The sequence below is a fragment of the Devosia naphthalenivorans genome (assembly GCF_003056355.1).
Taxonomy (GTDB): Bacteria; Pseudomonadota; Alphaproteobacteria; order Rhizobiales; family Devosiaceae; genus Devosia; species Devosia naphthalenivorans.
Genome location: NZ_PYVW01000005.1, coordinates 140,150 through 153,395, shown reverse-complemented (window position 1 = coordinate 153,395; position 13,246 = coordinate 140,150). Strand labels below are relative to the sequence as shown.

Sequence of the window (13,246 nt, the reverse complement as noted above, 5' to 3'; positions counted from 1 at the left end):
CACTCCTAGAACTCGTTCCAGTCTGCGGCGAGCGCAGCATTGCCATGCGTGCCCAGCCGGGCCGATGCCCTGGCGAGCTTTTCCTGCAGGCCGCGCGCGTCGGCGTGCTGCTCGCGCCTGGGTTCAGCGGCGTGGTCACTGTGCTGGATCTGGAAGATATCGACGATCCGGTCGAGCTCCCGCGCCTGCCCTTCAGTTTGCTCGATAGCGGCATTGGTCTGCTCGACCAGCGCCGCATTGTGCTGGGTCATCTCATCCATCGTGCGCACGGCAACGGTAACTTCGTCGATCGCGGCAGCCTGCTCGTGGCTGTCCTGGGCAATGGAATCCAGCAGCCCGCTATTGCCGCGGGCTTCTTCCAGCATGGTCTTGAGCTTGCCTGCGGCGTCGCCGACCAGTTTCGAGCCGGTGTTGACCTCGCCCGCCGACTGCTCGATCAGCACCTTCACTTCACTGGACGCCTGTGCGGCCGATTGCGCCAGGCGCCGCACTTCCACGGCCACGACGGCAAAGCCCTTGCCCGCATCGCCGGCGCGCGCTGCTTCCACGGAGGCGTTCAGCGCCAGCAAATTGGTCTGGAAGGCAATGTCGTCGATCATGCCGATGATGTTGGAGATCTTGGCCGACGACTGGATGATACGTTCCATGGCCTGGGTCGCAGCGTCCATCACCTGCCCCCCTTCCTCGGCCGTGCGCGTCACCTGGACAGCGTTCGCGCTCGCATCCTTGGCGCGCTGGGCGTTCCTGGTCACGGTTGCGGCAAGCTGTTCCATGGCGGCCGAAGTTTCCTCGATGGTCGCGGCCTGCTTGGTGGTGCGTTCGCTCAGATCATTGGCGCCGCTGAGAATTTCGCCAGTCGCGGTGCGGAGCGCGCCGGACGTGGTGCGCAACTGTCCGACCACATCGGTCAGCTTGTCGGCCACGGCGTTGACGTCGGCCTTGAGGTTGGCGAACGCGCCCTCATAATCGCCTTCCATGCGCTCGGTGAGGTCGGTATTGGCGAGGGCCGCCAGCACATGGGCGATTTCGGTGACGCCGCGGTTGAAATTGGCCACGAGGTTATTGACGCTTGCGGCAAGGCCATTGAGTTCGGGATCGGGGAACTCGCTCGTCACCTGCCGCGTGAAATCGCCGGCTACGGCGGCATCCACCACTTCGCCGAACGCCGCTTGCAGCTCGCTCATCATCGTCTTGCGGTTTTCCTGGTCCGCAATGATGCGGGCCGCTTCCGCTTCGGTCATCTGGCTGACACGCAGCCCGTTCTGGCGGAACACTTCCACCGAGCGCGCCATGCGGCCCACCTCGTTGCCCCATTCCGTGAACGGCACGTCCGCGTGGTAATCGCCCTCGGCAATGGCATCCATGGCGCCGGCCAATCTGGGAATGGGTTTGGTCATCAACCGCGACAGCAGCAGACCAACCAGCCCGAACACCACCGTGACGGCGCCGCCCACCAGCAGGATCAGGTTCAGTGTCTCATTGGCATGAGCATTGACCGCCTCCATGGGCGTACCCACGAAAATGGCGCCCATGACTTCGCCGCTCATCTTCTCGATGGGCTGCAAGGCGCCGAAGAAGCTGATGCCATTGACCGGCAGGACGCCGAGGAACTGCTCGCCCGCCATCACCGTAGCATAGGCAGGGTTGCCTGCATCGAGCACCATATCGGCAATGCGGGTGCCATCGGGTGCGGCAAGGCTGGTGGTCTTGCTCACCAGATTGCCGCTGGCAGGATCAAGCACATAGATGGTGGCATCTTGCTGGGTAACCCGCGTCACGGAATCGATGATTTCGGTATCGTAGAAGGGCGGCACGGCCCAGCTCTGGAAGGCGTCCATGGTGCCTTCCGGCGTCCACTGCAACACCGAGCCTGAAATCCGCCGCTCCAGAATGGTCGCTGCGACGCCCAGGTTTGTCGCCTGCTGCACATGACTATCGGCTACCGAGCGGTCCCGCAAATTCATGTAGATGACGCCGGAAACAACAGCGATCGAGCCGATGATCGAGACCAGCACCAAGGCGGCGATCATCGTGGTCATCCGGATATTGCCGAGCATGCGGCCAAGTTTGTGCATGTAGATCCCCCCAGAACTGCAGCGGCAGGCGCTGGTTCTTCAACATTCGTGGGAAGAATTTACCGTATAGCTGTTAATCCTTCGTTCTCCACGATTTCAAACGTGGCGACTACTCAATCCAAAAGAAAAGGGCGCCAGCGGCGCCCTCTCCTTGTGCACGCTGTTGTGCCTAGAATTCGTTCCAGTCCTGCTCGATTGCAGCATTGCCATGGCTGAGATAGGTGCGCGCAGCGGTCTTGAGCTTGTTCTGCAGACCGCGGGCACCGCTGGCGGGCGGCGGCCCCGCGTGGACCAATGGCCGTTCCATTGTCGAGGCGCCAGGCTCGATAGCGAAGATATCGACGATCCGGTCAAGCTCGATGGCCTGGGCCTCGGTCTGCTCGATGGCGGCGTTGATTTCTTCGACCAGCGCCGCATTGTGCTGGGTCATCTCGTCCATGGTGCGAACGGCGGTATTGACCTCTTCGATGGCGCCTGCCTGCTCGCGGCTGTCCCGCGCAATGCCAGTCATGGCGTCGTTGGACGAGCGAGCCGCAGCGACCATGGTGCCCAGCTTGGAGGCTGCATCGAGCACCAGCTTGGAGCCGTTCTTCACCTCGCCCGCAGACTGCTCGATCAGGAGCTTGACGTCAGCCGAGGCACTGGCGGCCGATTGGGCGAGGCGGCGCACCTCCACGGCGACGACGGCAAAGCCCTTGCCCGCATCCCCTGCCCGTGCCGCTTCGACCGATGCGTTGAGGGCCAGCAGATTGGTCTGGAAGGCGATATCGTCGATTAGCCCGATGATATTGGAGATCTTGCCCGAGGACTGGGTGATCCGCTCCATGGCTTCGGTGGCCTGGTGCATGATCTGCCCGCCCTGTTCGGCAGTCTGGCTGACGCCTGCAGCCGCCTTGCTGGCATCCTGGGCGCGCTGGGCGTTCTGCATCACCGTCGAGGCCAGTTGTTCCATTGCGGCCGACGTTTCCTCGATGGTTGCGGCCTGCTTGGTGGTGCGTTCGCTCAAATCATTGGCGCCGGCCAGGATCTCGCTGGTGGCCGTCTTGAGCTGGGCGGAGGTATCCTTGAGTTGGCCCACGATATCGGTCAGCTTGTCGGCAACCGCATTGGTGTCGGCCTTGAGCTTGGCGAAGGCGCCGAGATAGTGGCCCTCCATGCGCCGGGTCAGGTCGGTATCGGCAAGCGCCGCCAGGACCGAGCCGGTTTCCCCGAGGCCCCGATCCACGGTTTCGACCAGCGAATTGACCGAATGGGCCAGCGTGTTGAGTTCTTCGTCGGGGAACTCGGCATCGACGCGCTTGCTGAAATCCCCGGCGATGGCCGCATCGACGACGGCGCCAAAGGCCCGCTGCAGATCCTGCATCATGGCGGCGCGCTCGGCCTGGTTGCGGATGATCTGCGCAGCTTCGGCCTCGGTCATCTCGGCGATGCGCACGGCGTTCTCGCGGAACACTTCCACCGCCCGCGCCATGGCGCCGATTTCGTCGGTCCGCGCTTGTCCCGCGACCTCAAGGTTCAACTCGCCATCGGCCAAATCTTGCATGGTGTTGGTCAGGCGCGACAGCGGCCTGCTGATGGAACGCGATACCAGATAGCCGCCCAGTGCGGCCAGCGCCAGCAGGACCGCGCCCACCATCAGCATGGTATTGCGCATGTCCACGATGGGCGCCATTGCGGTGCTTTCGGGCTGCGCGGCAACGATGGCCCAATCGGTGCCCTGCACGGATACGCCGCGCGCAGCGATAACCATGGGCGTGCCACGATATTCTGTGATCACGCCCTGGCCCGGCGTTCCGGCAGCCGCGTCGGTGACCACCGAGGAATGGAGCGCCGTCACCAGCGTGTCGTCGCCCTCGGTGTAATCGGAGTCCACACGCAGCAGGCCATCGCTGCCGACAAGGAGCGCTTCCCCGCCCTCGCCCAATCCAGAAACGTTCGAGAGCTGCATTCCGACCGAGTTCGATGCAACAGCGACGGCCAGCACGCCCATGGGCGTTTCTTCGTCAAACACCGGAATGGCCATGAAGCTGGTCGGCAGATTGCCCCTGGGTGCGTAGGCGCTGAAATCGGCAAAGCTCGTGGTGCCCGCCTCGGCATCCTTGACGGCGTTGAAGACGGTGGCGAGGCCGGTGCCCGAGAGCGCCGGATCGGTCAGCACATTGCCGGCGAAATCGCTCCGCTTGGCCGCCGAATAGATGATCTCGCCCTGCGGACTGACCAGGAACAGGTCCGCATAGCCGCGCTCCACGAGAAGGGAGCGCAGGCCCGGATGAAAGCGCTTGTGCTGGGCATCGTAGCCGCCGGCCTTGCCGCCGGATTCATCAAGCTCCCAGCCGGCATCGGGGTTCGGATTTGCATCCACATAGGCTGCCTGGAACAGCGCCTTGGTGCCATCCCCGACGCCCATGCGCATCTGATCGAAGGTGCGCATCATGTTCTTGACCGCGCTGGCGGTGTCGGAACGCTGCGCAAACAGGCGCAGATCGACTTCCACGGTACGGTAGTAGTTTTCGACGGCCGAGGCGGAGGTCTGCAGGGCTGCCTGCATGGCGGAGTCGCGCTGGTTCTGCACGGTCTGCAAGCCGATGAAATAGCTGGCGATCCCCACGCCTGCGCTCACCACCAGCGCCGAGCCCACCAGGGCCAGCGGCAATTTTTCCGCAATTTTCAGTTGAGGCAGAAAGCCCATCAGATACTCCAACCCTGTTATTTCGCCTGGGCGTCATTGCAGACGGCGGGCTGCTTGGCGCAGCCACAGGCGATCATCCCCAAAAGTCCGTGCGGACCTTATGGTAACGTTACACAAGGAGCCTTAACTGCATCTTACGCAGTGATCCCCGGTGCCCAAAAATGTGGCACAAACAAAAGAGCCACCCAGGCGGGTGGCTCTCTCGAATGGGACTGGTTGGAGAAGCTTTTAGCTCAGCGCGCCGATTACGGCCTCGATGCGCTTCTTCATCGTCGAGGCATCGAACGGCTTGATGATGTAGTTGTTCACGCCAAAGGAAATGGCTTCCTTGACCTGTTCCTTGTCGGAGCGCCCGGTGGCCATGATGAAGGGCATGGCCTGGGTCCGTGGGTGCTTGCGGATCACCTTGAGCAAGGTCAGCCCGTCGATGTCTTCCATGTTCCAATCGGAAATGATGAGATCGACATTACTTTTCTCAAGCTTGCCCAAAGCATCGCGGCCGCTCTTGGCCTCGATGATGTCCTTGAAGCCCAGTTGAGTGAGGATATACTTACAAATACCACGCATTGATTGCTGGTCATCAACGATCAGAACGCTGACAGCACTGGCTTTTGGCACGGTCTTATTACCTTATTGGCGTCAGGGCGGGCATACCGCCATCTGCGAAAAACTGTAGGCGACAAGCGTTTATAATCTCTCAATCGCGCTTGTTGCATTCCCCTGTAGCGGCGGACATCAGGCGGCCGACTTGATCCGCACCAGCGCATTGGCAAGCCGCCCCGCAATGGCCTCGATCGGCGCCTGTTCGACCACCGCACCTTCCTCGAACGCGACCCGCGGCATGCCGTAAACCAGCGCCGAAGCCTGGCTTTGTCCGACCGTATAAGCACCGGCATCGCGCATCAGCTTGAGGCCTCGCGCGCCATCGCGGCCCATGCCGGTGAGGATCGCCCCCACCGCAAGGGGACCGGCCACCCGCGCCACCGATTCAAACAAGACATCGACGCTGGGGCGATGCCCGGAAGCCAGTTCATCCTGGGACAGCCTGCACTTGAGCTGACCCGAGGAGCGCTCAATCCGCAAATGGTGGTCGCCGCGCGCCACATAGGCGTGACCGGGCTGCAGCACCATACGGTCTTCCGCTTCCACGACGCTAAGTTGGCACAACTCATCCAGCCGTGCCGCAAACCGGGCAGTAAAACCGGCGGGCATGTGCTGGGCGATGACAATTGGCGGGCAGTCGAGCGGCATCTGGGTCAATACAGTCCGGATCGCCTCCACCCCGCCGGTCGACGCGCCGATGGCGATCAGGGCGCCACTTGGACCAGCCGCCGTCTTGAGCACCTGCTTGGGCGCATCGGCCCGGCTGGCCGACCGGCCGCGCACGTCGGATTTTGCGGCAGCGCGAATCTTGTCGCGCAGCCCTGCGCCGAAAGCCTCGATCCCCCCTTCGAGGTTCGCCCCCGGCTTGGCGACGAAATCCACCGCACCCAGTTCAAGCGCCAACAGCGTTTCGCTGGCGCCCTTCTTGGTCAGCGTCGAAACCATGATCACCGGGGTCGGGCGCAGGCGCATCAATCTGTCGAGGAATTGCAGCCCGTTCATGTTGGGCATTTCGATATCCAGTGTCACCACGTCCGGATTGAGCGTTTTGATCTTTTCGCGCGCTTCGATCGGATCGGTGGCCGTTCCCACCACCTCAATGTCACCATCCCGCACCAGCGTGCGGGCCAGCACTTCGCGGATCAGCGCCGAATCGTCGACCACCAGGACCTTGATACTCATGCCGCTTCTCGTTTGCTGGCGATTGCTTTGGACTGATAAATTGTTTTGCCGACCAGCCGGTACCCGTCCCCGCCTGCGCCCAGATTTTCCGAGTGCCCGATATACAAAAAGCCATTGGGCGCCAGCAGCTTGTTGAAGCGACCGAACATTTCGCCCTGCGTTGGCTTGTCGAAATAGATCGCCACATTGCGGCAGAAAATGGCGTCGAACGGACCCTTCATCGGCCACGGCCCGATCAGGTTGAGCGGCTTGAACGATATGAGTTCGCGCACGGCGTCGGGGATGCGCAGGGTGCCGTCGCTACCGCGCTCGAAGGCGCGCAGGCGTTCGGTTGAAAGTCCCTGCGCTTCGCTTTCGGGGTAGATCCCCTGTGCGGCCCTGGCGATGACGGCGGTGTCGATGTCGGTCGCCAGAATTTTGAGGTCCCAGCGCCTGAGTTCGGGAAACGCCGCCAGCAGATCCATGCCGATCGTATAGGGCTCCTGGCCCGTGGAGCAGCCGGCGGACCAGATGCGCAAGCGGCTGCCGCGCGGCTTTGCCGCTATCAACTCGCCGACATAGCTTCGCAGGTGCGCGAAATGGTGATCTTCACGGTAGAACCGCGTCAGGTTCGTCGTCAGCGCGTTGATGAAGTTCTGACCGTCGCGGCTCGATCCGCCGCGTTCCAGATGGTCCATATACGCGTCGAAGCTACCCAGCTCCATGGCGCGGACAATCTTGCTGAGCCGCGACACCACCAGCGTGCGCTTGGCATCGCTGAGGGAAATGCCGGCCACCTCATAGACGCGCCGCTTGATCCGCGTGAACTCGCGGTCGCTGAGTAGAATTTCTGCCTGGTCCATCGCTGGCGTACCCCGATTGCCCCGAACCGCCGAGCGGAAGTCCGTTTAGACGCTGGCGCGCCGCGCCGGTATTGCTGCCGGCGGCGCTGCCTCGCCAAATAACGCCATCCTTCCGGTGAGCCGCCGCATGGCCAACTCGCCCTCTTCCAGCGTCGTCGCGACAGTGCCGGTTTCATTGCTTAGATTGCGTAAATAACCCTCGAGATCGGCGATCACTTTTTGCAGGTGCTGGGCTTCTGTTACGCCGGCCTCCGCCTGTGCCCGCCCGCGGCTGACCACGGCGCGGATTTCCCGTGCCGAATTATTGGTCAGTTGCGCAAGCTGGCGCACTTCGTCGGCCACCACGGCAAAGCCGGCGCCCTTTTCGCCGGCGCGTGCCGCCTCGACGGCAGCATTGAGTGCCAGGAGATTGGTGCGGAACGACACGTCCTCGATGGCTTGCACCATCTGGTCGATCTCGCGGGTCATCTGATCGACTTCGCCCACCACCTCATGCGTGCGGCGCACCGCAAGCTCGGCGGCACCAGCCAGGGTCTGGGCGTTTCGGCCCCAGGCGAGCGCCTGCTTGAGATGTGCATTGCCCTGGGCGAGCGCCCGGCCGGTATGATCGGCATCGTCCTTGTTGGCGGCGCTGAGCGCATTGACTTCAGCAAGCCGCGTCTCGAAACCGGCCACAAGCCCGCCAACGGCCTTGAGGCGGGCTTCAAGCGTCTGGCGCAATGCCTGCTCTTCATTGACCTGGTCGAGCACCGCACCCGCGAAATCATTGAGCCGGCGCGCCACGCCCCCCAGAGGTCCATCGAGCGCATCGGGCAACTCATCATTACCGGCAGCAACCCGCTCCAATTGCAGCAATCCGGCGTCGATGGCTGCCATGGCGCCATTCAGGGCGCGTAGTGCGCCATTGCGCCGAGCCGCCTCGGTTGCGAAGCGGAAACTGGTTTGCCCGCTCCCCAGCGCGCCGACAAAGGCGTCCAGGTCGTCATCCTCGATATAGGTGCCGGCCGGCACGAACTCGAGCAGAACACAATAGGTCGAAATCGTGTGACGCTTCACTTCGAAGCGCTGGTCGCCCAGCATGACCATGCCCTGTTCGGGCGGCCCGCCCCCGGCTGCAAGATACCCCTCGCCAAAAACTGCATCCAGCGTTGCGCCTTCCAAGCTGCGCTTGGCCAATGGCTCGATGCCGGCGCTTGCCGCGAGGATCATCCCGTTCTGGTCCACCACGATGGCGGGTTGCTGCATGGCGACAAAGGCGCTCTTGAAATGATGTGCCCGATCGAGGCGTTTGCCGAGCCGGGCGACAATGCTGCCCATGCTGAGAACTTCATCGGACCGGTCGCTGAGACCTGCCGCCATGGCAATTGCAGCCAGGGTCTGGCTCTCGCGTCGGTCGGCCAAAACAGCGCCGACCAGGGTCAGCAATACGGTCAGCACCGGCAGCAAGACTGCAACGCCGAGCCAGATCGATCCGGGGCCCACTAGCGTCGCGATACCCCCTGCCAACAGGCAAGCCGAAAGCCATAGGGCTGAGATGATCAACGCTAGGCGCAGATTCGGCATGAGGTCGCTAAACCAATCGATCAAGCAGAGTTAGACAGGCGTCACTCTAGCTCAAGAATGGTTAATCAAATCTATAGGTGGGTGGCCGCAGGTAAGACTTTGATCACCAAGAACTCCGCCGTCTAAACAGCCGTCTCATCTTGGTACGCCTCGCTCCCATCAGGAAAACTACAGTGAATGATGGCGCCGATCAGAACAGTTCGATATCAACCATCGGCACTGGTACGACGACGCGCCGCTTGGCCAAAGCAATTTCCTCGCGCGCAACGCTGGCGCCCAGATCGCTGTCGAGGCGCTTGACGAAGGCTCGCCCGGAATAGGGCTTGAACAGCACGCGACGTGCATAGTTGCCGCCCAGATCTTCACTGGCTGCAATGTAGCCTTCATCGGCCAGGAACTGCCGGACGAAGTCGATATTCTTGGCGCCCACGTCGTCAAGAGCCGAGTTGATCTTGCCGCCGCCAAAGATCTTGATCTCGAGATTAGCCTTGCGGCCGGTGCCGCGGGTCAGGACCTTGTTGATCAATTGTTCCATGGCGAATGCGCCATAGCGCGCCGAAGCACCATAGCGGTCCCGAGCCGAGCCGGATTGTTCGGCCAGCAGGAAGTGGTTCATGCCGCCCACGTTGGCCATCCGGTCCCGCACACAGGCCGAAACGCAGGAGCCCAGCACCGTTGAATAGGTGAGGTCACTTGCGTCCGAAACATGGCAGTCGCCTTGGTGGACAGTGGTAACAACGCCGCGGTCGAATTCGGGCGGCAGGGAATTCGGCAATGCCATTGAAGTCGCATAGTCCTAGTAAGGCTTTGTCCTGATCCTAGAGAGCAAGCATTGACCAAACGCTAACCACTCTGCCATGGCTCCCTCCATCCCTGGTGTTTGCAAGAACTGTTTTAGGGTTTTCGCGCTAAGGTCGCGTCAGGGGTTAGGAAAGTTTTCGAATGTCACTGCAGAAACTCGCGAGAGAGCTCGATGAGACGGCCCGCCAGACCGCCTCAATGCTGGAAGGCATCACCGAGGCTCTTGGTGTTCTCGCCGATGGCCGCTTGAACAAGGACCCGTCAGTTAGCCACGCCGTTCATCTGATCGTCACCGCCCTGCAGGGGCAGGACCGCATCGAACAGCGTTGCCACAACATGGCGCTTGCCGTGCGCCAGTTTGCGCTACTGCCCGCCACCGCCCCCGACAGCGTCTATGAAGAAATCTGGGCGAGCCTCACGCTCGACGAACTGCGGGTGCCCTCCCTGTCGGGCATTGCAGCCCATCAGAGCCACGGCGACGCCGAGTTGTTCTAACCGGTGGAGTTGGCACTGCGGGTGATCGCAGGCTCCACTTGAAATGAAAAAGGGCGCCTCGAGGGCGCCCTTCGTGATTCTCGAAATGACCGCTGTCAGGCGTCGACTTTTGCGCCGCTGACCACGGCGTGCAGGTCGATCAGTCCGACCATGCGGCTTTCATGGGTGACGATGCCGTTGAGCAGTTCGGTGTCGATGGAATTGCCTTCAGGCACGTTGTGGATGTCATCGCGGCTCACCGTGAGGATATCCGACACCGCATCGACCAGGATACCGACCCATTTGTCGCCCACGCTCATCACCACCACGACATGGTTCTTGGTGGGCGAGGTCTGGCCATCGCCAAAGCGGGCCCGCAGATCGAAAATCGGCACGATCGTGCCGCGCAGATTGATGACGCCGCGCACGAATTCGCGCGTGTTGGGCAGGGGCGTCGCACCATTCCAGGCGCGGATTTCGCGCACCGTGGTGATCTCCACTCCATAGGTCTGATCGCCGATCGAAAACGCGATCAACTGCAGGGAATTCTGGGCGGCAATCGCCGACTTGTCGCCCATGTCGTCGCGCAAACCGAGCGCTTCCATTTGTCTGGCCTTTCTGCCGCCCTTCTAGGCGACTACGCAACTACCGGGCCGCCAGAATACGCGGCGGCCCATGCTCTTCACGGCTCGCTTCAAGCCGCGTTCTTGTGGACAATAGTGGCCTTGAGCCCCTGCACGTCCACGATCAGGGCAACATTGCCGTCACCCAGGATCGTGCCGCCGGCAATGCCTTCGACCCGTTCGAAATTCTCTTCCAGCGATTTGATGACGACCTGCTGCTGGCCGATGATGTCATCGACCACCAGCGCCACCTTGTGGCTGCCCTCGGCTTCGCAAAGCACGACAAACCGGTCTTCGTGCTGAGATTCACCGGCCATGTTGAAGCGTTGTGCCAGATCGATCACCTGCACGTATTCGCCCCGCACCTGCAGCACGCGTTCTCCGCTCGGCACCCGCTCAAAGCTCGCGCGTGAGCACTGGATGGTTTCCACGATCGATGACAGCGGCACGACGTAGGGAGACTCGCCGACTTTCACCAGCATCACGTCCAGCACCGCCAGCGTCAGCGGCAGGCGCAGGGTCATGCGCGTGCCCTTGCCGGTCCAGCTGCGGACATGCACCGAGCCGCCGATCTTCTTGATGTTGGACAGCACCACGTCCATGCCCACGCCACGTCCGGAAATATCGCTCAGCGCCTCTGCGGTGGAAAAACCGGGAGCAAAGATCAACTGGTCGATCTGCTCGTCCGACGGATTGACGTCGGGCGCAACGATCCCCTTGTCGCGCGCCAGCTGCAGCACGCGTTCGCGGTTGATGCCGGCGCCATCGTCCTCGACGACAATCAGAATATTGCCGCCCGCCTGCTCGGCCGAAAGCCGCACCGTGCCGGTCTCCGGCTTGCCGCGGGCCAGGCGCTTCTCGGGCGTCTCGATCCCATGGTCGGCAGAATTGCGGATCATATGCGTGAGCGGATCGCTCAACTGCTCGATCACGGTCTTGTCGATCTCGGTGTTTTCGCCCACCGTTTCGAGCTTGATCTTCTTGCCCGTCTTGCTGGCCAGTTCGCGCACCAGACGCGGCATGCGGGAGAACACGGATTTGACCGGCTGGGCGCGAATGGCCATGACCGAATCCTGCAGGCCCCGCGTGGTCTGCGCCAGCACTTCAAGACCGCGCACCAGTTCGGTATAGCGGGCGCGCAGGGTCTCATCCATCTGCTGGGTCAGCATGGATTGGGTGATGACCAGTTCGCCCACCATGTTGACGACGCGGTCCACCTTGTCGAGATCAACCCGGATCGACTGCACGCCAACGCTGCGGGCGCCGTTTTCTTCGCTGTCGGCAGCGGGAACGGCGGTGACCGGCTTGTTCAGGCTTACTGGAGCAACGCGCTCCGGCACGGGCCTTGGCTCTATCGCCGCGGCCAGTTCGGCAAAGCTTGGTCCCGGGGCTTCTTCGAAGCTGTCCTGCCTGGTGACGGGTTCGGCCACCGGCGCGGGAGAAAAGTCGAGCAGCTCGCTGACCTCATCATCGGCCAATGCCATCAGATCCTGTTCCTGCGTCCGCAGCCGGGCGGTCTCGGCGTCCACGATGACGATGGGAGCGGGCATGGGAGTGGGAATGGCGTCACCCTCTGCGCCCAGCTGCACCACAGAGATGTCGCAATCCCCGTCGACGAACTCGAAGACTTCGCGAATGGCGGCCTCGGTGAGGGTCGGGCTAAAAAGCGTGATCTCCCAGCTGCAATAGACGGCGAACGGCTCGAAATCCGAAAGCGGCGGGAGATCGGCCATCACGGCTCGCACCTGCATCTCGCCGAGCGCCGCCAGTTCCCGGAACAACAGCAGCGGGTCGTTCGCCCGGGCATAAAGGGCCCGGTAGGGGGTGAACCTGATTTCCCAATGCCCCGCTTCGGGCTGCATCGGCGCAATTTCGAAGGTATCGCTGGCGAGATCTGCCGCCTCGCTCAACGCATCGAGATTGACCATGACGGGCGTGAATTCGATGTCGAACTCGTCCAGCGTCTCGCCGCCTGCATCCTCACCGGCAAGGGATTCCCCGCGCGCCAGGGCGTCGAAGCGCGCCTTCTCGTCGAGGCCATATTCGGCCGGCAGGGCGTCGCCCGTCTGGGCCGCCTTGACGTGATCCGCCACGATGTCGTTGGCGCGGATGCACAGCACGACGACATCGTCGCTGAGTTCGACGCGGCCGTCCCGGACATAATCGAGCAGGGTTTCATAGGCATGGGCAAAACCGACCAGTGCCGAGAACCCGAAGGCCCCGGCCCCACCCTTGATCGAGTGAATGGCGCGGAACACGGCATTGAGCCGATCGGCATCGCGCTCGCCCGCCTCGATGGCCGCAAACTGCTCCTCGAGCTCGGTCAGAAGCTCCGAGCATTCGTCGAAATAAGTGGCTTTGAAATCGTCCAGGTCGCTCATCGGATCCAACCCT

Annotated in this window: 10 protein-coding genes; 1 reads left to right on the top strand and 9 read right to left on the bottom strand. The window is 62.3% G+C overall.

The window, feature by feature from the left end; translation table 11 throughout:
- Positions 1-5: 5 nt before the first annotated feature.
- The 7 genes from C8264_RS09530 to C8264_RS09500 form a co-directional block, all read right to left on the bottom strand.
- Positions 6-2,075, bottom strand: a complete 2,070-nt coding sequence (locus C8264_RS09530) for a methyl-accepting chemotaxis protein (RefSeq protein WP_245893015.1) — start codon at positions 2,073-2,075, stop codon at positions 6-8.
- Between the two features lie 169 nt (positions 2,076-2,244).
- Entirely contained in the window at positions 2,245-4,764 is a 2,520-nt protein-coding gene (locus C8264_RS22510) for a methyl-accepting chemotaxis protein (RefSeq protein WP_108460752.1), read from the bottom strand.
- A 228-nt stretch (positions 4,765-4,992) separates the two neighbouring features.
- Positions 4,993-5,382 (bottom strand): response regulator, encoded by a 390-nt coding sequence (locus C8264_RS09520; protein ID WP_056233086.1) that lies wholly within the window; start codon positions 5,380-5,382, stop codon positions 4,993-4,995.
- Positions 5,383-5,499: 117 nt separating this feature from the next.
- A complete protein-coding gene (locus tag C8264_RS09515) occupies positions 5,500-6,549 on the bottom strand; it encodes a protein-glutamate methylesterase/protein-glutamine glutaminase (protein WP_108460751.1) in 1,050 nt (349 codons plus the stop codon).
- Positions 6,546-7,391 (bottom strand): CheR family methyltransferase, encoded by an 846-nt coding sequence (locus C8264_RS09510; protein WP_108460750.1) that lies wholly within the window; start codon positions 7,389-7,391, stop codon positions 6,546-6,548. The genes C8264_RS09515 and C8264_RS09510 overlap by 4 nt, the downstream gene beginning before the upstream one ends.
- A gap of 45 nt (positions 7,392-7,436) precedes the next feature.
- Positions 7,437-8,954 carry a methyl-accepting chemotaxis protein gene (locus C8264_RS09505; RefSeq protein WP_162783545.1) on the bottom strand — a complete coding sequence of 506 codons (1,518 nt, stop codon included), beginning with the start codon at positions 8,952-8,954 and terminating at the stop codon, positions 7,437-7,439.
- Positions 8,955-9,144: 190 nt separating this feature from the next.
- The gene (locus tag C8264_RS09500; protein ID WP_108460748.1) at positions 9,145-9,735 is read right to left on the bottom strand and encodes a chemotaxis protein CheD; all 591 of its coding nucleotides are present in this window, start codon (positions 9,733-9,735) and stop codon (positions 9,145-9,147) included.
- Positions 9,736-9,896: 161 nt separating this feature from the next.
- Here C8264_RS09500 and C8264_RS09495 point away from each other — a divergent pair, with 161 nt between their 5' ends.
- On the top strand, positions 9,897-10,250 hold the full coding sequence (locus C8264_RS09495; RefSeq protein ID WP_108460747.1) for a hypothetical protein: 354 nt from the start codon (positions 9,897-9,899) through the stop codon (positions 10,248-10,250).
- Positions 10,251-10,345: 95 nt separating this feature from the next.
- Here C8264_RS09495 and C8264_RS09490 read toward each other — a convergent pair whose 3' ends face one another.
- Both C8264_RS09490 and C8264_RS09485 read right to left on the bottom strand, forming a co-directional pair.
- Positions 10,346-10,834 carry a chemotaxis protein CheW gene (locus tag C8264_RS09490; protein ID WP_108460746.1) on the bottom strand — a complete coding sequence of 163 codons (489 nt, stop codon included), beginning with the start codon at positions 10,832-10,834 and terminating at the stop codon, positions 10,346-10,348.
- An 89-nt stretch (positions 10,835-10,923) separates the two neighbouring features.
- Entirely contained in the window at positions 10,924-13,233 is a 2,310-nt protein-coding gene (locus tag C8264_RS09485; protein ID WP_108460745.1) for a chemotaxis protein CheA, read from the bottom strand.
- Between the last annotated feature and the right edge of the window lie 13 nt (positions 13,234-13,246).

What these genes read in the sequence shown, in the direction of transcription:
- C8264_RS09530 (WP_245893015.1), bottom strand. Translation starts at nt 2,075, where the DNA reads ATGCACAAACTTGGCCGCATGCTCGGCAATATCCGGATGACCACGATG.
- C8264_RS22510 (WP_108460752.1), bottom strand. Translation starts at nt 4,764, where the DNA reads ATGGGCTTTCTGCCTCAACTGAAAATTGCGGAAAAATTGCCGCTGGCC.
- C8264_RS09515 (WP_108460751.1), bottom strand. Translation starts at nt 6,549, where the DNA reads ATGAGTATCAAGGTCCTGGTGGTCGACGATTCGGCGCTGATCCGCGAA.
- C8264_RS09510 (WP_108460750.1), bottom strand. Translation starts at nt 7,391, where the DNA reads ATGGACCAGGCAGAAATTCTACTCAGCGACCGCGAGTTCACGCGGATC.
- C8264_RS09505 (WP_162783545.1), bottom strand. Translation starts at nt 8,954, where the DNA reads ATGCCGAATCTGCGCCTAGCGTTGATCATCTCAGCCCTATGGCTTTCG.
- C8264_RS09500 (WP_108460748.1), bottom strand. Translation starts at nt 9,735, where the DNA reads ATGGCATTGCCGAATTCCCTGCCGCCCGAATTCGACCGCGGCGTTGTT.
- C8264_RS09495 (WP_108460747.1), top strand. Translation starts at nt 9,897, where the DNA reads ATGTCACTGCAGAAACTCGCGAGAGAGCTCGATGAGACGGCCCGCCAG.
- C8264_RS09490 (WP_108460746.1), bottom strand. Translation starts at nt 10,834, where the DNA reads ATGGAAGCGCTCGGTTTGCGCGACGACATGGGCGACAAGTCGGCGATT.
- C8264_RS09485 (WP_108460745.1), bottom strand. Translation starts at nt 13,233, where the DNA reads ATGAGCGACCTGGACGATTTCAAAGCCACTTATTTCGACGAATGCTCG.